The sequence below is a fragment of the bacterium genome, assembly GCA_024226335.1.
In the GTDB taxonomy this organism is placed as follows: domain Bacteria; phylum Myxococcota_A; class UBA9160; order SZUA-336; family SZUA-336; genus JAAELY01.
In genome coordinates, this window is sequence record JAAELY010000348.1 from 1 (window position 1) to 21,149 (window position 21,149).

Genomic DNA, 21,149 nt, shown 5'->3' on the forward strand with positions numbered 1-21,149 from the left:
CCCCGTCTCCCACTTCCGCGCCGTCCGAACGCTCATCCCCGCCGCCGCAGCCGACGACTCCTGGCTCTTCCCATCCATGCGCTTCCGCCTTAGCAACCGAACCTGCTCGTCTGTGACCACCCGCCGACCCTCCCTCCCCGATGGGTGGCAGGGGCATCTACGGCCAGGGGACCGGCAGTTCTAGTTGTCGTTGTACCGGCAGAAGTAATTGTCGTTGATCAGCCAGGTGTAGATTGTCTGCTCGCTCACTTCGAGCTTTACTGCGACTTCTGCGACCTTCCGAGGCGATCGCGATGATCACTGCGCAGACCCACGAAACTCTGATCCGAGGCGATGAACTTGCCCAACGAACCTCGCGGGAGCGGATTGCGACGGGAACCGCTCTGCGCATAGTAGCTATCTCGAGTCCGCGTCCTACAGGGTACGGCGCGACCTACTCATGCAACCGCCAAGAGATCCATTGAGTTGTCTCCGCGGTCGACTCGAGAATGAAGGACTCGAACTGCGTGATTTCTTCAGGCGGGATGACTGTCGTCGGAATCTCGAAGACGGTCTTTATAGTGAGGTTCCCGTCGATGATCTCGGAGCTTCGCTGAAGGCTTCCGAATTTGGACTCGAAGGTGAGATCGGGCCCCGCAAAATCGATATTGCCACAACAATGAGCGAACGTTTCTTCCGAGGAGTAACGAAACCCGAGCAAGACATAGGGGTGATGCTTGTTCGTCGAGATCATCCCGCGCGCGTAGAAGATGAGCCACGGATCGAATCTGTAGAACTCTCCCTCCGCCAACTGGAACTCGGCTGGCGATTGCGTGGAGAATTCAATCTCAAAGGGTGTCGCCGCATCCGTCAGTGACCGAAAGGTGAAGTTCGGTGCGGAAGAGCCGCCATGTGACTCTCTGTATTCGCGCCCGACCCGAGCGTCACGGTCTGCTCGCGAGAGAGCGAGAATCTGGGTTCGGTAGAGTGCTGAACCGGGCCCCGAATAGCGGCGCACGTCGCGCAGGCTGAGGCTTCCATCGGCCTGGAGGGTCAAGTCTCGCTGTAGGTGAATCTGCCAGCCGAAGGCCTGTCTGGTCAGATTGTCCAGTTTAGGTTCGAGCGACCTTCCGATTGGCAGCGAGATCGCGTCGAATAGATGGGGGGGCAGCTCGAGTCCCGAATACGCCTGAGTCGGATCGACGCATACTCGCTCTCCCTGCTCGTCGAACATGCACGCAATCATGTGATCGAAATAGTTGCTGGAAGGTCTGAGTACCTTCGCCCGATCTTTTCGATCGGAACTCGTCAGTACAGGAAAGATGTCGAGACCGGCTGCGCGGCCCATGGCGACGAGCATCGTGACCTTATCCTTGCAGTCTCCGTACCGTCGGGAAAGAGTGAGCGAAGCAGGGTGCGGAACGACCGTCGCGTCGCCGTGAGATAGACTGACATAGCGGATCTCGTCGGCCGCGAATCGAAACAGCTTCCAGAGTTTTCTCTTGTGACTATCCGCTGGATCGAGTCCGAGTTCCTGGACCTTTTCGCGCAGTGCAGGAGTGAGCGCGGCAGACGATTCGATCATCGCGGCAACCTTCTCCTGCAGCCCGCTCCATGTCAGTGCCGCTCCGACGAAGAAATGAGGCATCAGGTCGACGTAGCTCATCACGTTTGGATCGGGTTGAATGGCAGGGATGTTGGATCGGGAGCAAGACAGGTGGCGATCATCCCCTGTGCACTCGAGCTCCTCGTCGTTCGATTGCCACATGAACTCGGGTGCGTCGGCTTCACGAGAGACCTCGAGTTCGATTCGTTTGATCGGAACATTGCTCCTGAGCACCGTAATCGATGACCAGTCTAGAGGGAGATCCGCAGACTGGAATCGTCGGCTCCCAATGACGGTTGCGTTACTCCCAACCTGTAGGCCGGGAATGGGGAGTATTACCTGCTGGATGTCGGAGAAGACGTTGTTCGTATTGCCGGTTACGACCTCGATCGTGGCCGGGTCAACGAGCACCGGTTGCGAATCGGGCGAGATGGAATAGCCAGCCTCGACCGTTAACTGGTCACGCCAAGCATCCCCCCAGAGATTCATGTTTCCACCCTGGGAGATCCCAGATTCCGAAACAAAATGACGAATGAGTTCGATACGTGATTCGATCATGCCGGAATTCTCGATGCGAATGCGAATGCGCCACAGGAGGTCGACGTAACCATTCCCTTCTTCTCGCCATACTGCGCGATCCTCGTCGCTAGGAATTTCATTCGCCCGGGCATGGCCTGCTCCGGAAGAGAACGTTGGCGAAACTGAAATCCACACAGGGAGACGCGGCTCGCCCGCTTGCGCGACGGTGGAGACCACCAAGGTTGCGATAGAGAAACTGATGAGCCGTGAAAACATCAGCGCTGACTCTTGCCGCGCTCTAAGAAGCGTAACCCGCCGATCAGGTCTTCCGTCATCGTCATATCCAGCGGATACGTACCACCAGTAACGAAGACTTCGACGATCGCGGTCGGACCACGAATCACTGCCGAAATGACCGGGCGCCAACCCCGAAGCCCACCGTACTCGACACGAAAGAACGAAACAGAAACGGGAGTGAAGTCACTGTGCGCCTGAAAACGTCGCTCTTCTTCGAGCGAAACAATCGTGGAGGATTGCATGATCTGGGTACGCCGCCGGGCCACATAGTCGTCAAGAGAATTTGCTGCGCCGCGCTCCAAATACAGGAGTGCGTTCACGCCTGACTCTTCGTGCACCAAGACGAGTTCTGCGTCGGGATGAGATGGGTGCCCCTCCGGATACGTCCTCCAGCCGTGGAGCAACGGCCGCAGTGTGTAGATGGTGGAAGGGCTCGTGATCTGCGAGAGCGCCACGTGAGGCGTGGAAGCAGGTGTCGTGGCACATCCAAAGACGGATGCGGTACACGACATGACCATGGCGTAGAAGAGCCATCTACCTGATTGGCTCGCCTTGGAGATCTGTCGCGTGAAGCGAAACCTGATAGTGTCCGGAAATCGAGATCCAAGTACCTGCATCAAGCTGAGATACTACAGCAAATCGTCTGCGCGACGGGACCATTTCGTCCCCTCCCGTAGGTTCAACGCAATCCGCCCTCGTAATGCTTAGAGGAATCCACACGGAAGATGATGAATAGACTTGCGGTACTGGTTCTCATCCTGCTGACTTCGGGGGTAGCGCGGCATAGTCGCGCTGCTGACGTTGAAGACGAGGTTGTCTTCGAGTATTGGACCAAAGCGCATCGGTTGGGCATGGATGTTACGCGGGGCGAAGACCTAGCCCAAGCGCTTGGTGAAATGAGTACCGCATGTGGCCGGGCTCGAACCGATAGCTGGCTCGAGTCTCTGTACGCTGCCGAATGTAAGCGATGGATTGGTGAGAGATGGATCGTGATAGGTCGGTTCGACGCGGCTCAGAAGGAACTGGAGCACGCATACGCACTGTACGGGAGGGTCCTGGGCTCGGTGAACCCGTTGTCAGGTGAAGTCCTGCATCTCCTCGCCCGAGTGTACCTTGAGCAAGGAGCCTGGCCTGAGGCCGGCCTGGCGATGGATCGAGCGTTGGCGCTCCTTCCGCCCGTCGACCAGATCGACATCGAACGATGTCAGGCAGTCTATGGAGCGACCAAGCCTGGTCCGGCGTCGGACTCCTGCACCGCGGGGCTTGCGACTCACGAGAGGGCCGCCAGGGTCGTTCGAGTCGAGACGTCCGAGCACGAGCCGGAATTTCTCGAGTTCGGAGAACTCGTGCTGGCCGACAATAGGCTGTATCGGGGCTTTCATCGCGATGGAATACGCTCGGGTTATGGCGTCGAGATGGACGCTGGCCGACAGAACTTCTGGCGTGGCACGTATCGTAATGGGAGCATCAACGGGCGGGCTGTTTGGCAGAGGTTGACCGACGGCAAGACCAATAGCTACTACGCAGGAACCTGGAAGGACGGTCGGCATCATGGATACGGAACCCTGCTCTATGAGAACGGGGACCGTTATGCCGGCGATTTTCGCAGAGGATTCCCCTACGGCCTTGGTGAGTTTCAATGGCTCGCCACGGGTTCCTATTACGTAGGTGGGTTCGCAAGAGAGAAATTCAATGGGAAGGGCACACTCGTCGTTCCGGGATTGCTCCGGTATTGGGGAGGCTGGAAGGATGGCGAGCGGGACGGGATGGGGAGCGAGACGTTCTTCGGCGGGCTGCTGGAGTACCGTGGAATCTACGCAGCTGGGCAACCGAGCGGAGAGGGTCGACTGATCGTCAATGAACGCGAGATCTTCTCAGGCGAATTTCATCCCAAGACCGGAACTGGGTTCGGTCTTCTCAGAGTCGGACAGACAGAGACCTTTATCGGTCAGCTCATGGATGGCGTTCCGCACGGTTTTGGAGTTCAGAAGGCCGGGCTCGCCGTCACCACCGGGATTTGGCGGGACGGTCAACGCGAGCGTGGCTGGAACGATCAGGACTTCGAAGGCTTCGAAGTGCGAGTTCACGAGGAGTAGCCCGTCCTTCGAAACCCCATCGCAGGTCTACGATGCGGAGGAGGGGTCGGTTTCGGTACAATACGGGATCGCCGGGTTAGGCCAAGCGACTAGCGAGTGATCGCAGGTACTAGCTTGCGCGCCAGGCTGTCGGCAGCTGCACGCTGATCGGCAGTTAGCTTTGGGTCGATTTCGGCCCGAGCGCGCACTGCCTTCGGAAGTCCTTGATTCGCACAGAGGTTCAGCCACGCGTAGCCGCGAACGAGATCTCGTTCGCGACCTTTTCCCAGCAAGTAGACGACTGCCAGCGAGAACTGCGCATTTACCTGTCCCTGCTTCGCTGCGCGCTCGAACCACGTCGCGGCTGCAGCCAGATCGCGCTCTGCACCTTCCCCCGTGAGCAATGCCATGCCGAGGTTGTTCTGAGCCATTGCATCGCCTTGTTCTGCGGCTCGGCGGGTCCACATCGTTGCTTTTTCGAGGTCGGTCGGAACCCCCTGCCCGGTCCGGTAGAGCGTCCCGAGCATGCGCTGGGCTGCAGCCACGCCTTGCTCCGCCGCCTTGCGCGACCACTGGCTGCATTCGTCGAACCTCCTCTGCTTGCAGTAGAGCATGGAGAGATTGAGTTGCCCTTCTAGCTCGCCTTGTTTGGCGGATGCCAGAAGCCAACGCTCTCCCTCATTCTCGTCGCGCTCGACTCCGCGGCCTACGAGGTAGCATTTGCCCACCCGTGTCTGTGCGGCAGGGTGCCCTTGTTCCGCGGCCTTTCGGAACCACGGATAGGCTTTACTCGCGTTGACTTTGCCCCCACGCCCTTGCATATACGAGTCTCCCAAGGCCAGCTGTGCATTGACGAAGCCACTCTCGGCAGATCTCTTGAGCCACTTCAGATGCTCTGCCATGCTCTTTTCGACTCCCAGGCCTTCGAGGTACATGCGGGCAAGGCGCATCTGCGCAGAAGCGAGCCCCTGTTCAGCGGCCTGCCTCATCCAGAAGGCTGCCTCTACTGGATCCTTATCTACTCCTTTTCCCGTGATGTACATGATTCCCAGGGCTTCCTTCGAACCGTGATCTCCCGCTTCAGCACCCTTGCGTGCCCATTCCACTGCTGCAGCGTAGTCGGCCCCGACTTCATCCCCTTGCCTAAAAAGGAGCTTGGCAAGGTTCCCGATCGCGAGGCCGTAACCCTGCTCTGCAGCCTTGCGATACAAGCGTGCAGCCTCTGGCTTGTCTTGCTCCACACCCGATCCCTGCTCGAGCATGATGGCGTAACCGGTTTGCGCCTCGGCGCTACCTGCATCGGCGGCCTTGGCATACCAGTGGGCGGCCTCGCCGGGGTCTGCTCGCACCCCAAGGCCCTTCTTGTATACGCCTCCCAGCGCGAGCTGAGCAGCTGCATGGCCCTGCTCCGCCGCCGCACGCAGCCAGCGAATGCCCTCTCCCTTGTCTTCATCGACTCCCATTCCGTTGAACAGTGTCGAACCCACAACGTACTGGGCACGGGGCACTCCCTGTTCTGCCGCGAGCATCATCCAGTGCAGAGCCTGCTCGGGATCTTGCGGCACTCCACTGCCATGGTGATGCAACTGGGCCAGGAGGGTCTGCGCGTCGGGTCGCCCTTGCTCGGCGGATTGTCTTATCCACTTAGCTGCGAGGGCTTCATCGCGATCGACACCATCGCCTGTCAGGTAGAGATTACCGAGAAGAAGCTGGGCCAGCGCATCTCCGCGATCGGCTGCCAGCTGGAGAGACTCGATCCGAGTCGGTGAGGGGGGCGTCGCGCAAGCGAAGGTCAAGAGGAGAAGGACGAAGCACGAGGACCAACGAAACATCAGTATTGCCTCCGCAAATCGCAGGGTGACCTGACCCCGATTGCGATACCAGCTCCTATGTTAGAGCAAGATCGATGTTCGTCGTGAAACTCTTGCGGATCGGTGGCAGGGTTCTCCCCTGGTTTCACGGACACATCCAAGAAACCTTTGGACTTCCCCCGAAACCGTGTGTGAAGCGGATGATGTTGCTTTCACCGTTTGAATCCGCGCGACGATCCGGAGCCAGCATTCTACTGCACTGTCTTCTCCCTGCTGCATCCGGTCGCATGCGGGCGCCGTGCGCTGCGCCCGATGATCGGGCGCGCGTGGCATGGCGATTGCACCGCCAGGGGCGAGGCCCGGAGCATCCCGGACTACCGGGCCAGGAGGAAGAGATGAACCGACTCGCGATCGCGCTGCTCGCCGCCACCGGACTCACCGGCTGTTTGGTGGTCCATGCGACGTTACCCGACAAGCTGATGGAGGACGTGTCCGTCTCGATCGACGACGTGAGCCTGAGCGCTCTCTGCACGCAACATGGTCAGGCTTACTCCGTTGGGGCGACCCACTGCATGGACAGCCAGAAGATGCGCTGCGACGAGGATGGTCGCTGGGTCGACGAAGGAGCCTGCTGAACACGCCTCCGTCGTCCGCCACTACTCAGGCGTGCCCTTGCGGGCGATGAGGATAGAAAGCTTGAACGCCCTTGGGGAGATGTCCCCAGGCGTTCTTCCCTCGTCACCTATGCCGAGAACTGTCGAGAACGAGAACGACGGGAAGTACCGTCAGCCCGCGTCCATGCCCTCCAGTCGCTCGCAGAGCGCGTCGAGTTCGTCGAGCAGCGCCTGCGGGACACCGTCGCTGAACTGTGCGTAGTAGTCGCGGGTACTCGCGGCCTCGGCCAGCCAGGCGTCGCGATCTACTTTGAGCAGCTCGTGCAGATCCTCGGGACCGACGTCGAGGCCAGACACGTCGATCGCGTCGGGCGTCGGCAGGCTGCCGATCGGCGTATCCACGGACTTGGCCGTACCCTCGCAACGCCCGACGATCCATGCGAGCACACGGCTGTTGTCGCCAAAGCCGGGCCAGATGAAATCGCCGCCGTCGCTCTTGCGGAACCAGTTCACGCAGAAGATGCGCGGCAGGCGCGCGCCTTCGCGTGCGCCGATGGAGAGCCAGTGCGCCCAGTAGTCGGCCATGTTGTAACCGCAGAACGGCAGCATCGCCATCGGGTCGCGTCGCAACTCGCCAAGGCCGCCGGAGGCCGCGGCCGTCTTCTCGCTGCCGACGGTCGAGCCCACGAAGACGCCGTGCTGCCAGTCGCGGGCCTCGTACACCAGCGGCACCGCCGAGGCGCGTCGGCCGCCGAACAGGATTGCGCTGATCGGCACGCCCTGCGGGTCCTCCCACTCGGGCGCGATCACCGGGCACTGGTGCGCCGGCGCCGTAAAGCGCGCATTGGGGTGCGCAGCGGGCGTCTTTGAGTCGGGTGTCCAGGGCTGGCCGTGCCAGTCGGTCAGCTGCGCGGGCGCCGTCTCGGTCATGCCCTCCCACCATACGTCGCCCTCGGGAGTGAGCGCGCAGTTCGTGAACAGGCTGTTGCGGTCGAGCGTGCGCATGGCGTTGGGGTTCGAGCGGTCGCTGGTGCCGGGCGCCACGCCGAAGAAGCCGGCCTCCGGGTTGATTGCATACAGACGACCGTCGGCACCGAACTTCATCCACGCGATGTCGTCGCCGACGCACTCGACCTTCCAGCCCGGGGTCGTCGGCGTGACCATAGCCAGATTGGTCTTGCCGCAGGCGCTCGGGAAGGCGGCGCATACGTAGTTGACGCCGCCCTCGGGCGAGGTGATCTTGAGAATCAGCATGTGCTCCGCGAGCCAGCCCTCGTCGCGCGCCATGACCGAGGCAATGCGCAACGCGAAGCACTTCTTGCCAAGCAGCGCGTTGCCTCCGTAGCCAGAGCCGAACGACCAGATCTCGCGGGTCTCGGGGAAGTGGACGATGTATTTGTTGTCGGCGTTACAGGGCCAGGGCACGTCATCCTGGCCCGGCGAGAGTGGCGCACCGACGGAGTGCATGCAGGGAACGAAATCGCCGTCGCCCAGGGTATCGAGCACGGCGCTGCCCACACGCGTCATGGTGTGCATGCAGGCCACGACATACGGGGAGTCGCTGATCTGCACACCGATGTGCGCGATCGGTGAGCCGACGGGCCCCATGCTGAAGGGAATCACGTACATCACGCGGCCCTTCATGCAGCCCTCGAAAAGGCCGCTGAGTCGCTCGCGCATCTCTGCGGGGTCGCACCAGTTGTTGGTAGGACCGGCGTCGGCCTCCTTTGCCGAGCAGATGAAGGTGCGGTCCTCGACCCGTGCCACGTCGGCGGGATCGGACCAGACCAGATGGCTATTCGGGCGCCGCACGGGATCCAACGGCTGGGCCGTGCCGCCCTCGACCATGATCCGGATCATCTCGTCGTACTCGTCCTGCGATCCATCACACCAGCGGACGCTGTCCGGACTGCAGTGTCGCTGCATCTCCTCGACCCAGACGCGCAGTTTCTCATTGGTGGTCATGGTGGCTCACCTCCCCCTCGAATGTCCTCGGCGGAGCCCGTGCTCCGCAAACCGGCGCCAGTATAACCCTAAATGTGGCGAGCTTTCTTCGACTCTCCGAGCCGAATCGATGGACACATCGCCTGCGCGCTGCACCGGCCGTGGTCCTACGGTCAGACCCACCGCCGGCCTCAGACTGAGCCGTTTTCCAGGGATTGTTGATCCGGAGAAACCAGGCAGGTCACGTCCTCATCGCTCCCTGCAGTTGTCCTCAGCCATTCGCTCATTCCACCCATCTTCACTGGCCCAAGCAGGTCAGTGGATCAAGAAGACGGCGGGCAAACTCAACGACGTGAGCCATTAAGTCGCGGACAACTGTCCCTTCTACGGGTTCGGGATCTGATCAGGTGGAGCTCGAGGAGAGCGAGCAGACGGTCTTCTACTGGCGCCGCCTCGACGCGATTCCGAGGGATGCGAGAGAAGCCAGGAGGAGGAAGGCCGATCCAGGTTCGGGAGCGACGACGGTACTCGGGTCTTCATCCCACTCCACCAGGAAGCCGTGGACGGCGCTCGTGGATTCGGAGATATCGTTCCAGGCGCCCGGAACATAGGAGACCGGTCCGTGGAAGTGCAGCATTTCCGCGCCGCTTCCGTTCGGTTCTCCAGGCCCCCAATGGGTGAAACTCCAGGTTTCGCCGGTAACCCACTGCCAGCCGGCCGCGCCGCTGGAACTCGCATCGCGAAATCCGCCAAGCCAGGGACCGTGCAGTTCTGGCTGAAGGATGCTCGGAGACGCGAGGGTGAGGTTGTAAAGGAAATCGTTTTCGGCGGCCGTCGTGGGTGTGGCCAGGTAGCCTCCCATCCCTTCGGCTACAGCCTTCGCAGCCGTCCAGGTCAGGTCTGCCTCGATGACTTCATACCAGTGCTGATTTCCGGCTGTCCACTTGACGGGAACTGCGAGTGCTTCGCTGCTCATTCCCACGCACAAAACCGCCGCTGCCGCGATCGCGGTGAACGCGGACCTCCAACTATTGCTGATCTTGGTCAACATGATCTCTCACCCTCTTTGCGTGCGCCTCTGCAGCAGAAACCCAGACTCGCAACTAACGTGCAGCTTCGATCAAGCCACGTTGCGTGTCTTCTGCTGGAATAGCGCTGAATGACCTCGTCCAGGAGATGCATTCATGAAAGTAGTAGCTCCACCGAGAGAAAAGGTGTCGCCTCCGTCTCCGCGGGGAAGCCCACTCTCCAGCAAGTATTCCCGTGAGTCCGGGATTTATGAAGCGAAACAAGATTCTGCAAACTCCCACTATGGGCAGTCCGGCAGAGCAGCGCTTCCAGCTCCAGGCTCAGGTCGCGCTATGCATATGGATCAACACAACGGCGCGTCGCGACTCGATCCGATCCCGCCTTCCGGATGCAGCCTCAGGAACCGGAATCGCGCGATTCAGCCAGATGACGATCTCGGGCAAAGAACTGAAAGGCTTCCGCCGAGACACGTTGCAATGCCAGAGGATCGAGATGATACAGCGCAAAGGATTCAGCGAACGACTCTCCAGGCGTCGTACTACCATATCGAGTCGGCCCATCTAGAACACCGGGGATCGCTGAATACTCGCGCAGTACGGCACTTCTTTGGGCACCGGAATTGAGTTCCAGGGTTACGGCATTCAGATTGACCCCGGTCTTCGCAATCGTTCCCTTGAGCGCCTCGAATGCAGGGAACTCTTTCACCGTCAGGCGGCGGCCTAGATTGTTGAATTCCGCCATCGCGTCTTTGAGCTGTTCTAGTGATTCTTGCAACTGGAGTGTCAACTCGGAAACCCCGAACAGCGCGATCGCGTGCCCGATTTCGTGAAGGATCATCTGCGGCGCGGCGGGAAGCGGGTTCGAGACCTCACCGATAAAGCGCAACTCGGTGTCTTTGAAGACTCCGTCGGCAATCTCGATCCACCTTCCTTCAGCGCTGAAATGGTACAAACCAGCGGGTTCGAAACTAGCGGGAAGTCCGGCGGGCCTTAGCGACACATGATGCACACGTCGGAACGGAAGGCCCCGAATCTTCTCGAGTTCTCCGGGTGAGAGCCGCGCCAGGGCCTGCTCCAGGGCAAAAACCTCTTGGGCTTCCCAGGCCGCATCACCGTTCTGGATCGGACCGATACCGTAACGAGTTTGCAGATCACTCCGCACAAGAGGGCTGGAAGCGGCAACCCGGGGCAGCGAATCCGCTGCGGAGGCTTCGAGAATGAGGTGTCTACGCGATTCGTAAACAGCGCTCACGAACCATCTGCGTTTCTCGACATCGACTAGCGATGCATCTATCTCAATCCCGCGTTGGTTGGGTGCAACGGCGAAGGACGCAACCATGAGCGCCGCGGGAGGCAATGCTTCGAGTGTCGTCTCGTCGACGAACGGTTTCGAGATCTCGATGGGGCCTCCGGGACCCGAGTAGCTCAGTGACTCGAGTGAAGCTTCCTTGAACCGATCCGCCAACCACGACCCCATCCCTTCGCTGCTGGCCATGAGCTTTTGCCAGCGAACGCCGGTGCCCGAGTAGAAGGCGCCAGCCATCGGTCGCGTGAAGTCGAGTCCCCGTATGACTCGACGAGCGGTGCACCGAGCGCAGCCACTGCCCCTTCGAACTCATCCGATTTCTCGGCCAGAAAATGAAGCTCACCCTCTAGTCTGGCGATTCGCTCCGTCCGCGAACCTGTTCGCTCCGGCCGCGCGCCGCCCTGCTCCATCCGCGAGGCGCTCGTGCACCCCTGCGTAGCGAACATCAGCAGCGTCAGAGCAAGAATCGGCAGGCGCCGTCGCCGGACCAGGCGGATCACCTTGCTGCTCCAGCCGCCGTTGCGGATCACTCTTCTCATCGATTCACCTGCATCATCTCGTTTTCACGAGCCAGAAGGAGCTCTTGTCGCTGTAGACCTTCTGCCGGGAAGACCGGAAAAGGCGGGACAGGATCGGGATCGCGCAGACTCGGAGGTTCCGAGCTCCCTCCTCCAGAATACCTCAGTTCGATCAGAGAGTTTCGATGGCGGGAAGAACTGGCGAAGGATACGAGCCCGTGCGGCTGAAGCCTCGAAACCGCTCTCGGGCAATCCCATCCCTATGAGCTTCTTTGCTACGCTGGGACGGACCTGATCCCAAAACGGACCGTGCCCTGCCGAGAAACGATTCATCAGGCGATCGTCCGGCCGATTGAACAAACCTGGATTCCGTAGAATACTCCCGAGCGAAAACGCTAGAAGAGGCGAGAAAACGACGTGTTGAAGTACTGGATCCTGATGTTTGTGGTCCTGGGAATTGCCCTGTACTACGTCTTCCTTCAAGACCCTTGCAATAGACTGGTCAAACAGAATTTTTCCGCCCAGTATCCGAGCTATACGATTCTGGGTTCCGGTGCAGAGCAGGGATCTCCCGAGACGGTCCGCTGCAGAGTGACCTACAGGAAGCCCGACAGCCCACAGGTATTCGAAGACCTCTGGCTGTATCAGAACATCGATCGCCGCTGGAAGTTCTTTCGCGTCATTGAGACACGCGAGCAAAAAGCAACTCAGTGACAATGGTTCGCTGAATGCGGTTCACTGACAGCCGATCCATGACGAGGCTCCGACCGAGAGTCTGATCGGAGTTTTTCGGTCTGGCGAAATCCGAATCACCTAGCAACTGACCAGATCGAAATCGGATATCTTCAGTGTTCGCATTTCCGTGTGGAAGCGTTTGGCGCTCCAGGGCCACGTGATCGGAACGCCGTCCTCATCGAGATACCAGCTCTTGCAGCCCGTCGTCCAGACGGTATCCGCCATTGCGCCGAGCACCGATTCGTGAAAGGCGCGCGTTGCTTCGGCGCTCGGGGCCAGGGCGCTCGCCTTGCCTTCGCGTAGCAGTGCGATGCACTGCATGACGTAGTTGGTCTGGACTTCAGAGACATCGATCAGTGAAACATTGCCGACAGGGCTATTGGGTCCGACCAGCATGAAGAAGTTGGGGAATCCGGGCATGCCGATCGAGCGATACGTCCGCGTGCCTTCGGCCCAGGCCTGCTTCAGGCTCAGCCCCTTTTCTCCTACGACCTGATCGATACCCCAGGCATGCGCTTCGAAGCCCGTCGCCAGAACCAGAATATCGAGTTCGTGCAGCTTGCCTGCTTTGGTCACGATTCCCCTGGCTTCGATGTGATCGATGCCATCGGCTTCCAGTTCGACGTTCGGCTTCGCCAGGGTCGGGTAGAAGTCACCGGAAACGACCAGGCGCTTGCACATCGGCTCGTAGTCGGGCGTCAGCTTGCGGCGCAGATCTGGATCCTCGACCGAAGCCAGATTTGCCCGGCACTGCTTGGCGATAATCCGTCGCCAGATCCCGTTCTCGGTAACGGCAACCGAGAACGTCTCGTACATCTGCTGGTAGTACTTGCGGGTTAGTTTCCCGAGCAATGGAAACATGCGCTTCATCTTCCGCTGGCGAGGGGAGTACTCCATATTGTCGATCGGAACGATCCACTGCGCCGTGCGTTGAAACATGGTCAGTTTGCTCGCGACTTTGGAGAGCGGAGCCATCATCTGGACTGCGGAAGAGCCGGTGCCAATCACACCGATCCGTTTGGATTTCAGTTCCACGTCGTGCTCCCACGCAGCCGAATGGAACATGGCGCCTTCGAAGCTCTCCATGCCTTCGATCTGCGCGTAGTGCCGCTTGTGGAGCGGACCGCAACCGGCGATCAGGATATCCGCAGTCATCTTCTCGCCGCTCGTCGTCTCGATGGCCCAGGTACCTTCTTCATAGCGCGCGCTTGCGATCTCCTGATTGAAGGAGATGTACTCGAGAAGGCCGTACTTCTCGGCCACGCGCTGGAAGTACTCCAGGATCTCTGGGCCGGGCGGGAAGCGGTGGCTCCAGTCCGGATTCGGCTCGAAGCTATAGGAGTAGAAGAACGACGGAACGTCACAGGTAAGGCCGGGATAGGTGTTCTCCCGCCAGGTCCCTCCGACGGAATCCGCCTTCTCGTAGATGTGGAAGTTCTCGATCCCGGCCTCTTTCAGGCGGATCGCCATCAGAAGGCCAGACATACCGGCACCGACGATGCAGATCCTGGGGTCTCGAGCGCTCATCTTCATCTCCTCGTCGGAGTCCTGTCCGTCCGGGATCCGGACTCCCCGCTACTCGGTGTTCCTGATACGCGCAGACGCATGATACGCGGAACGACCTCGTTCGGGTGGCATGCGGGTTCGTTCCTGGACCGGAGATGGAGGACCCGTGCCGAAGCTTCCCGAAGTTCGCATTCCCGCAACGGAACAACGCCTGATCGAGGCGAAAGACATCCGTTCGCCTTTCGAGATCTCAATCGCTCTACCGGCCTTCTATACCCGATCGGAGAAGCATTACCCGGTCATCTACACGCTCGATTCAAATGGCATGTTCGGTCTCGTCAGCGATTCCGTGCGCTTGCTGCGACTTGGGCAGGAGCCGCGGCCTGCGCGTCGTACTGAACGAAACCTAGGAAGCCTCTGATACGGTCTCGGCAGCTCGCACGTAACTTTCGAGCTTGTCGAACTCGAGATAGCGATAGATTTCGTCCGAATTCCCGGCCAGATCTGCGGCCAGCGTCATGTACTGCTCGACCGTAGGCAGTTTGCCGAGAGTCGCCGTCACGGCCGCGACTTCGGCAGAGGAAAGGTAGACGTTGGCACCCTGCCCCAGACGATTGGGAAAGTTGCGGGTCGAAGTCGAAACTACCGTGCAACCGGGCGCCACCCGCGCCTGATTGCCCATGCACAACGAGCAACCTGGGATTTCCGTACGCGCACCGGCGGCTGCATACACGCTGTAGATGCCCTCACTCATCAAACAGCGCTCATCCATTCGGGTTGGCGGAGTGACCCACAAGCGTGTCGGAATCGCGCCTTCGTGTTTCTCGATCAGGGAGGCCGCGGCGCGAAAATGCCCGATGTTGGTCATGCAAGAGCCGAGAAAGACCTCGTCCACGTGGGTTCCCGCAAGCTCGCTCAGGGGTTTCACATCGTCGGGATCGTTGGGACAGGCGAGTAGCGGTTCTTTGACGTCGGCCAGATCGATCTCGAAGACCTTGGCGTAGTCGGCATCGCCATCCGGCTGCAGGAGTTGCGGATCTTCGAGCCATACCTCCATGGCCTTCGCCCTGCGTTCGAGGGCCGCGGCATCGCCATAACCTTCGGAAATCATCCAGCGCAAGAGCGTGACGTTGGAGCGCAGATAGTTGCTGATTGAGTGTTCTCCGAGTCGGATGCTGCAGCCGGCCGCTGAGCGCTCGGCCGTTGCGTCCGATAACTCGAACGCCTGCTCAACGGTGAGATCGGGCAGACCTTCGATCTCGAGGATGCGTCCGGAGAAGATGTTCTTCTTGCCTTCCTTGGACACGGTGAGATCGCCGCTCTGGATCGCTGCATAGGGGATCGCATTGACCAGGTCCCGCAGGGTGATGCCTTTCTGGAGCTCACCCTTGAAACGCACCAGTACCGATTCGGGCATATCGAGTGGCATCACTCCGAGCGCCGCCGCAAACGCGACCAGCCCGGAGCCCGCGGGGAAGGAAACTCCCAGCGGAAAGCGAGTGTGCGAATCTCCGCCGGTTCCGACCTGGTCGGGCAGCAACATGCGATTGAGCCAGGAGTGGATGATCCCATCCCCGGGCCGCAACGCGATCCCTCCCCGTTCGGTGAAGAAGCCGGGCAGGGTCTGGTGGGTTCCGACGTCCACGAGCTTTGGATAGGCCGCGGTATGACAGAAGGACTGCAGTACCAGATCGGCCTGAAAGCCCAGGCAGGCGAGTTCCTTGAGTTCGTCTCGGGTCATCGGGCCGGTCGTATCCTGTGAACCCACAGTCGACATGCGGGGCTCACAATAGGCACCCGGTCGCACGCCATCAGCACCACAGGCGCGACCCACGATCTTCTGCGCAAGAGTGAATCCCTTGCCCGTGTCCAGAGGTTGCTCAGGCGTTCGGAAGACCTCGGAGGGAGCGAGGCCGAGTTCCTCGCGCGCCTTCTGCGTCAGACTTCGTCCAATGATCAGGGGGATGCGCCCACCGGCCCGAACCTCGTCGAGCAGCACTTCGGTCTTGAGCGAGAACTCCGAAATCGTCTTCCCCTGCTCGTCTTCGACCTTGCCCTGATAGGGGTAGAGCGTGACGACGTCGCCCATGTGCATCTCGCTCACATCGCATTCGATCGGCAGAGCACCAGAGTCTTCCATCGTATTGAAGAAGATCGGGGCGATCTTCCCGCCGATGCAGACGCCGCCACTGCGCTTGTTGGGAATGTTCGGGATATCATCCCCGATGTGCCATAGCACCGAGTTGGTTGCGGACTTGCGCGACGATCCGGTCCCCACCACGTCGCCCACGTACGCGACCGGGTGGCCCTTCTTCTCGAGTTCGACGATCTGCTGCGGCGCGTTGCTTATGCCCTCGCGCGGATTGACCAACATGGCCCGCGCGTGCAGTGGGATGTCCGGACGAGACCAGGCTTCCGTGGCCGGAGAAAGATCATCGGTATTCGTCTCACCGACGACTTCGAAAACGGTGACCGTCATGGTCTCGGGAACCTCCGGCCGCCGGGTAAACCACTCCGCGTCGGCCCACGACTGAAGCACGGCCTTGGCGTTCTCGCCTCCATCTCTGGCCCGAGCGGCCACACTCTCGAAAGCATCGAAAACGAGCAGCGTTCGCGAGAGTTGATCGGCGGCCAACTGGCCGAGTTCGGAGTCTTCGAGCAACTCGACGAGAGGCGCCACATTGTAGCCGCCTAGCATCGTACCCAGGAGGCGCACCGTCTCCGGCTTATCGAATAGCGGTGAACGGAGTTCACCCCTGGCCACCGCAGAGAGGAAACCCGCCTTGACCTCGGCGGCCGGATCGACTCCCGCGGGAACCCGATCGCTCAAGAGTTCCATCAGGAATTCGCCTTCGCCCGAAGGTGGGGCTTGCAGCAACTCGACCAGGGCTCGGGTCTGTTCGGTATTCAGAGGCAGGGCCGGGATGCCCTGGGCGGCGCGTTCTTCGGCGTGTCGTCTATACGCTTCAAGCATCGTCTTCTCCCGAGAGGTGGGTGATGGGATTCGGGGCCCGTGCCGCCGCCCAGGGGCAAGCTAGTACGCTCGCTGCCATGCGTAAAGTGAACTCTTTGCATAGTATTCATGCTATTCTTGCATGATGGAATTACTTCGCATCCGCTCGTTGATCAGCGTTGCCCAGCACGGGGCAATCACCGAAGCCGCCGCAGCCTTGGGCCTGTCTCAACCCGCTCTTTCGCGGCGCATCAAGCAACTCGAAAATGAATTCGGCGCAGAACTTTTGGAACGAAGCCAGCGCGGGGTGGCCCTGACGGAGATGGGGCGACTGGTCGAGAGCGAAGGCCGGGCGCTGGTCGAGCGTTACCAACGCCTTCAGGAGAGCGTCGAGGCTCATCAGCGACTGGACGTGGGAATGGTCCGCATCGGCGGGGGAGCAACGGCGGTCGCATTCGTGGTCCCGCCGACAATCGTCAGCTTCCAGGCCAGTCATCCCGGGATCGTTTTCAAGCTCAAGGAAGCGGGCAGTCGCGAGGTCGAAGAGGATGTGGTCGCTGAACGACTCGAACTGGGCGTCGTCACCCTGCCCGTTCACTCACCCGAACTCGAGGTTCAACACCTTTGTGACGATCGGATCGTCCTGGTGGCGGCGGCGGAACACTCGCTGGCCCAGCGCAAACGGCTTCCCGTGCGCGCATTGCACGGCCAGGCTCTGGTGGGTTTCGAGGCGGGCAGTGCCATCCGTCATCTCATCGACGGTGATCTGCGCGAAGCGGCAGTTGAAATGAACGTCGTCATGGAATTGCGTTCGGTCGCCGCGATCCTGCAGATGGTTGCCACGACCCGGAGCCTGGCGTTCGTCAGCGAACTGGGCGTCGCAGGCGCAGATCCGCGCGTTCGCGTGTTACGCGTTCAAGGTCTGAACATCATCCGCCAGCTGGCGGTGATCCGAAAACGCGGTCGCCCACTTTCGAGTGCCGGGGAAGCCTTTGCCCGGGCCTTGCGAGCGAGTATCGCGAAACGCTGAGAGTTCGATGTCCATCGATCCTTCAGCTCGGGCGACGGAGCATCTCCTCGACCAGCGAGTCGGCTCGCGTGCGGTCTCCCGCCAGATGCGCCATCCCCATGTGCCGGGAACCCGAGCCGAAGTAGTAGCGTTCGTAGAGTTCGTTGCGATTGCCGAGCTCCGAACCGACAAAGTCCCAGGCCATCCGGAACACCGCGGATCTCTCTTCCGCATCGATTCCGTTGGCGCCGTGCAGGTAGGAATCGAGCAGCTTGCGCGTCTCCGGGTGGTCGAGTTGAGCGCGCGATGGCGTCGCCAGTAGATTGTGGCTTCCGATCAAGTGGAATATCTCATTGACGCGCGGGAACCACTGCGGCGCGAGCGCGCGCAACGGCACGAAGGGACGTCCATCGGGGAACCAGTAGCCCTCGCCCCAGTCGTAGGCATTGGCTTCGGCGAGGCGTAGCGCGCTGTACACGAGTTCGGAGTAGCAGTGAATCTCTCCCAGCAATCGCTGAGTTGCGGGTCCCGTATCATTGATGGCTTCAGCCATGCGCGAAGCCAGTCCCCAGGCAAACTCCAGCTTGGTCTGGGCGCGAATCATGGTCTGCTGCATGACGTTGGCCGCCCAGGTGCCGAAGAGTATGGAATTGTAGACCTCGAGGTTGCCGTCGATGAAGACGCGCTCGCGCGGAATCTCGACGTCGTCGAAGATCGCGAAGGCGTCCTGTTCGTCGAACCGACTCGAGAGCGGTCGGTCGAAGTGGTCTGCGCCGGGTGCCGAAGCGCTGTCGCGGCACAGGAAGACCAGACCCGGCGTGTTCATCGGAATCGAGAACGCGACGCAGTACTCCTCTGCACCCGCGGGGGCCGGGTGGCTCGGGTAGACGGCCAGTTCGTCGGAAAACGGGGCCAGTGTTGCGAGGATTCGCGCACCTCGAACCACGATTCCGTTCTCCGTCTCGCCCACCTTGTGAAGCGGCACGGGATCTCCGGCCGCGGCGAAGTCGCGATCGCGCATCTTGTCGATCGTCGGGTGAACGATCGTGTGTGTGAGCGAGAGGTCCCGGCGCGCGATTTCGCGCTGGTAACGGATCAGGTTTTCCGCACCTTCGTCGTTGCCATTGGCCACCCAACGCTCGCGACCCGCCGCGAAGCCGGCAAAGGTGACGTTGATGTAGTCGGGGCTTCGGCCCATATGTCCGACGGAAGCTTCCGCGAAGGTTTCGAGACAGCGACGGCGTCGTTGCAGATCGTCCTTCGAACGCGGCAAAGTGTGACTGATATTGACGGGCTCTCCGGTCTCGGGATCCGCCTCCAGACAAAGATCGGCACGCTCGTGTTGCAAGTCGAAGAGACGGGCAATCGCCTGCGCGGCTCCGGCCAGTTCCGGGTGTTGCGTCACATCTTCGACGCGTTCATCTCGCAACCAGAGAACGCGTTCGTCCTTCAGTCCCTCGAGGAATTCCTTCCCGGTTCGAGCGCCCATGTCCAGTTCTCCTATTTCGCGCCATCGCGGCGCGTTCGGGCATCCGAGCCCAGCGCGACACCGCGTACGATTGGCGTATCCGTGGGTTGATGGCCGAGTTTGTGGATCGGGGCCGGAATCTCGACCACGCGATTGCTCAAGCGGCCCAGACCGCTCACTTCGACCTCGACGACATCGTCGAGTTGCATCGGCCGAGAGAAAGCCGGAGTGCCGGTCAGAATCACATCGCCCGGCAGAAGAGTGATGTGCCGGCACAGATCGGCGAGCAGATAGTCGATCCCGAAAGCCATCTCCGAGACCTTGGCTTCCTGGACGATCTTTCCGTTGATCCAGGTACGCAGAGTGGACTCCCGCACATCGACACCGCGTACGACGCCTGGACCCACCGGACAGAAGCCGTCCATACCCTTGACTCGCGTCATGCCACCGCGATCCGTATCTCGGTAGTCGTGGCAACCGACGTCATTCGCAGGCGCAAAGCCCGCCAGATACTCCCAGGTATCGGCAGGAGCGATATTGCGCATGGGCTTGCCGACGATCGCGGCGATCTCGCCTTCGTAGTTCAGGTACTGACAGTCCGCGGGGCGGTGAAGCTTGCCGCGATGCGAGTTCATTGCGGTCGTCGGTTTGTGAAAGTAGGTCGGTGTGTCGAGCGGTGCTCCGCCGAACTCGGCGACGCGCGAGTCGTAGTTGAGATGTACGCAAAGGATCTTCGTAGGAACACACGGAGCCAGGTAGTGCGCGTCGGCATCGGCGATCCGTCGGCCATCGCCCAGGACGAGTTCCTCGCCGTCCGGTCGCACCCACTGCTCGACGCCTTCATAGAGGATCCGCCGCCACTCCTCGCGCTCGCCTTCGAGCGCACTCCTCGGATTCTCGGCTGCCATTCGCCCTCCCCCTATTCCTGAAGATCGAACCAGACGTGCACCTGTCCGGTTCCCAGTGCGTTCTCGTAGTCCGACATGCGACGGCCCTTCGCCGTCCAGTCCCGACTGCCCAGCGCCCCGGCAATCGCAAGGTAGTGCCCGAAGAAGCCCTCCGGCTTGAAGGCCTGATACTCCGGATACAGATCGATCACGGCCGCATGATCGCCCCGGCTCCAGAGATCCAGGATTCGCTCGTCGATCGCTCGAGCTTCCTCCGAGATCACACACTCGGCCCCAAAGGCCATGTGATCGTCACTTCGATCCATCGCCGGGAATCGGTGGCTCATGCCACCCGCTCCGAGCAATGCCGCGCGCGACCCGCTGCGCGCAATCGCCTCGCCCAGGACTTCACCCAATTCGATGAAGTTATGGCGTTCCGCTTGCTGGCAGATCCCGACGCGCAATACGCCCTCGCCCCGGTGCAGGAAATGCAGCAGGTTGAGCGGCGGGTATTGCATGGCGATGTTCGGATTCTCGGTATTGTTCAGGCGAATCCCGCGCTCTGCAGCCACTTCACCGGCCAGCGCGCCCAGCGCCGGCGCTCCGGCGAAGTCGTACTCGAAGTCACTGATGAGTCGCGGCAGTTCGTCCGAGGTATAGACCCCCTTGTAACGCTCGGCCCCGGCGACCACGTGTTCCAGCGTCGTGAACCAATGAGTGTCGAAGATGATCAGCGTGTCTGCGCGCGCAGCGTCGAGCGCGGCGCGCAGATCTGCGAAACCCGCGACCAGGGTCGTGTCTTTCCCGTTCGACAATGCCTTGCGGGCGGCCTCGGGCACCATGATGCCGGGCTGGTGACTCACGACCGCGGCGGCAACGATCTGTCCCATGCTG

At 60.8% G+C, this 21,149-nt stretch carries 16 protein-coding genes; 5 read left to right on the forward strand and 11 right to left on the reverse strand.

Going from position 1 to position 21,149, the window contains the following annotated elements; translation table 11 throughout:
• Positions 1–433: 433 nt before the first annotated feature.
• Together GY725_18040 and GY725_18045 are read right to left on the reverse strand one after the other, a co-directional pair.
• A complete protein-coding gene (locus tag GY725_18040) occupies positions 434–2,143 on the reverse strand; it encodes a DUF3857 domain-containing transglutaminase family protein (protein ID MCP4006087.1) in 1,710 nt (569 codons plus the stop codon).
• Between the two features lie 236 nt (positions 2,144–2,379).
• Complete coding sequence (locus GY725_18045) at positions 2,380–2,721, reverse strand: hypothetical protein (protein MCP4006088.1); 342 nt, start codon at positions 2,719–2,721, stop codon at positions 2,380–2,382.
• 669 nt (positions 2,722–3,390) lie between these two features.
• On the opposite strand from GY725_18045, the gene GY725_18050 reads away from it, so the two are divergent.
• Positions 3,391–4,497 carry a tetratricopeptide repeat protein gene (locus tag GY725_18050; GenBank protein MCP4006089.1) on the forward strand — a complete coding sequence of 369 codons (1,107 nt, stop codon included), beginning with the start codon at positions 3,391–3,393 and terminating at the stop codon, positions 4,495–4,497.
• 89 nt (positions 4,498–4,586) lie between these two features.
• On the opposite strand, the gene GY725_18055 is transcribed toward GY725_18050, so the two are convergent.
• Complete coding sequence (locus GY725_18055) at positions 4,587–6,308, reverse strand: SEL1-like repeat protein (protein MCP4006090.1); 1,722 nt, start codon at positions 6,306–6,308, stop codon at positions 4,587–4,589.
• Positions 6,309–6,682: 374 nt separating this feature from the next.
• Here GY725_18055 and GY725_18060 point away from each other — a divergent pair, with 374 nt between their 5' ends.
• Positions 6,683–6,922: a hypothetical protein gene (locus GY725_18060; GenBank protein ID MCP4006091.1), complete on the forward strand. Its 240-nt coding sequence runs from the start codon at positions 6,683–6,685 to the stop codon at positions 6,920–6,922.
• 150 nt (positions 6,923–7,072) lie between these two features.
• Here GY725_18060 and GY725_18065 read toward each other — a convergent pair whose 3' ends face one another.
• The 3 genes from GY725_18065 to GY725_18075 form a co-directional block, all read right to left on the reverse strand.
• Positions 7,073–8,866 (reverse strand): phosphoenolpyruvate carboxykinase (GTP), encoded by a 1,794-nt coding sequence (locus GY725_18065; GenBank protein MCP4006092.1) that lies wholly within the window; start codon positions 8,864–8,866, stop codon positions 7,073–7,075.
• 418 nt (positions 8,867–9,284) lie between these two features.
• Positions 9,285–9,896, reverse strand: coding sequence for a PEP-CTERM sorting domain-containing protein (locus GY725_18070; protein MCP4006093.1), 612 nt, complete (start codon positions 9,894–9,896; stop codon positions 9,285–9,287).
• Between the two features lie 374 nt (positions 9,897–10,270).
• Positions 10,271–11,416 carry a hypothetical protein gene (locus GY725_18075; GenBank protein ID MCP4006094.1) on the reverse strand — a complete coding sequence of 382 codons (1,146 nt, stop codon included), beginning with the start codon at positions 11,414–11,416 and terminating at the stop codon, positions 10,271–10,273.
• Positions 11,417–12,114: 698 nt separating this feature from the next.
• Here GY725_18075 and GY725_18080 point away from each other — a divergent pair.
• Positions 12,115–12,411, forward strand: a complete 297-nt coding sequence (locus GY725_18080; protein MCP4006095.1) for a hypothetical protein — start codon at positions 12,115–12,117, stop codon at positions 12,409–12,411.
• Positions 12,412–12,510: 99 nt separating this feature from the next.
• Here the strand turns inward: GY725_18080 and GY725_18085 are convergent, their stop codons facing one another.
• A complete protein-coding gene (locus GY725_18085) occupies positions 12,511–13,965 on the reverse strand; it encodes an NAD(P)/FAD-dependent oxidoreductase (GenBank protein MCP4006096.1) in 1,455 nt (484 codons plus the stop codon).
• 139 nt (positions 13,966–14,104) lie between these two features.
• Between GY725_18085 and GY725_18090 the strand changes: the two genes are divergently transcribed.
• On the forward strand, positions 14,105–14,359 hold the full coding sequence (locus GY725_18090) for a hypothetical protein (protein MCP4006097.1): 255 nt from the start codon (positions 14,105–14,107) through the stop codon (positions 14,357–14,359).
• Here GY725_18090 and acnB read toward each other — a convergent pair.
• Positions 14,345–16,912 carry a bifunctional aconitate hydratase 2/2-methylisocitrate dehydratase gene (gene acnB / locus GY725_18095; GenBank protein ID MCP4006098.1) on the reverse strand — a complete coding sequence of 856 codons (2,568 nt, stop codon included), beginning with the start codon at positions 16,910–16,912 and terminating at the stop codon, positions 14,345–14,347. The genes GY725_18090 and acnB overlap by 15 nt on opposite strands.
• A 121-nt stretch (positions 16,913–17,033) precedes the next feature.
• Between acnB and GY725_18100 the strand changes: the two genes are divergently transcribed.
• A complete protein-coding gene (locus GY725_18100) occupies positions 17,034–17,921 on the forward strand; it encodes a LysR family transcriptional regulator (GenBank protein ID MCP4006099.1) in 888 nt (295 codons plus the stop codon).
• A 22-nt stretch (positions 17,922–17,943) separates the two neighbouring features.
• Here GY725_18100 and GY725_18105 read toward each other — a convergent pair whose 3' ends face one another.
• Genes GY725_18105 through GY725_18115 form a run of 3 tightly spaced genes read right to left on the reverse strand, consistent with a single transcriptional unit; the run spans position 17,944 to position 21,145 of the window.
• Complete coding sequence (locus tag GY725_18105) at positions 17,944–19,389, reverse strand: 4-hydroxyphenylacetate 3-hydroxylase (protein ID MCP4006100.1); 1,446 nt, start codon at positions 19,387–19,389, stop codon at positions 17,944–17,946.
• Positions 19,390–19,400: 11 nt separating this feature from the next.
• A complete protein-coding gene (locus GY725_18110) occupies positions 19,401–20,276 on the reverse strand; it encodes an FAA hydrolase family protein (GenBank protein MCP4006101.1) in 876 nt (291 codons plus the stop codon).
• Between the two features lie 11 nt (positions 20,277–20,287).
• Entirely contained in the window at positions 20,288–21,145 is an 858-nt protein-coding gene (locus GY725_18115; protein MCP4006102.1) for a catechol 1,2-dioxygenase, read from the reverse strand.
• Between the last annotated feature and the right edge of the window lie 4 nt (positions 21,146–21,149).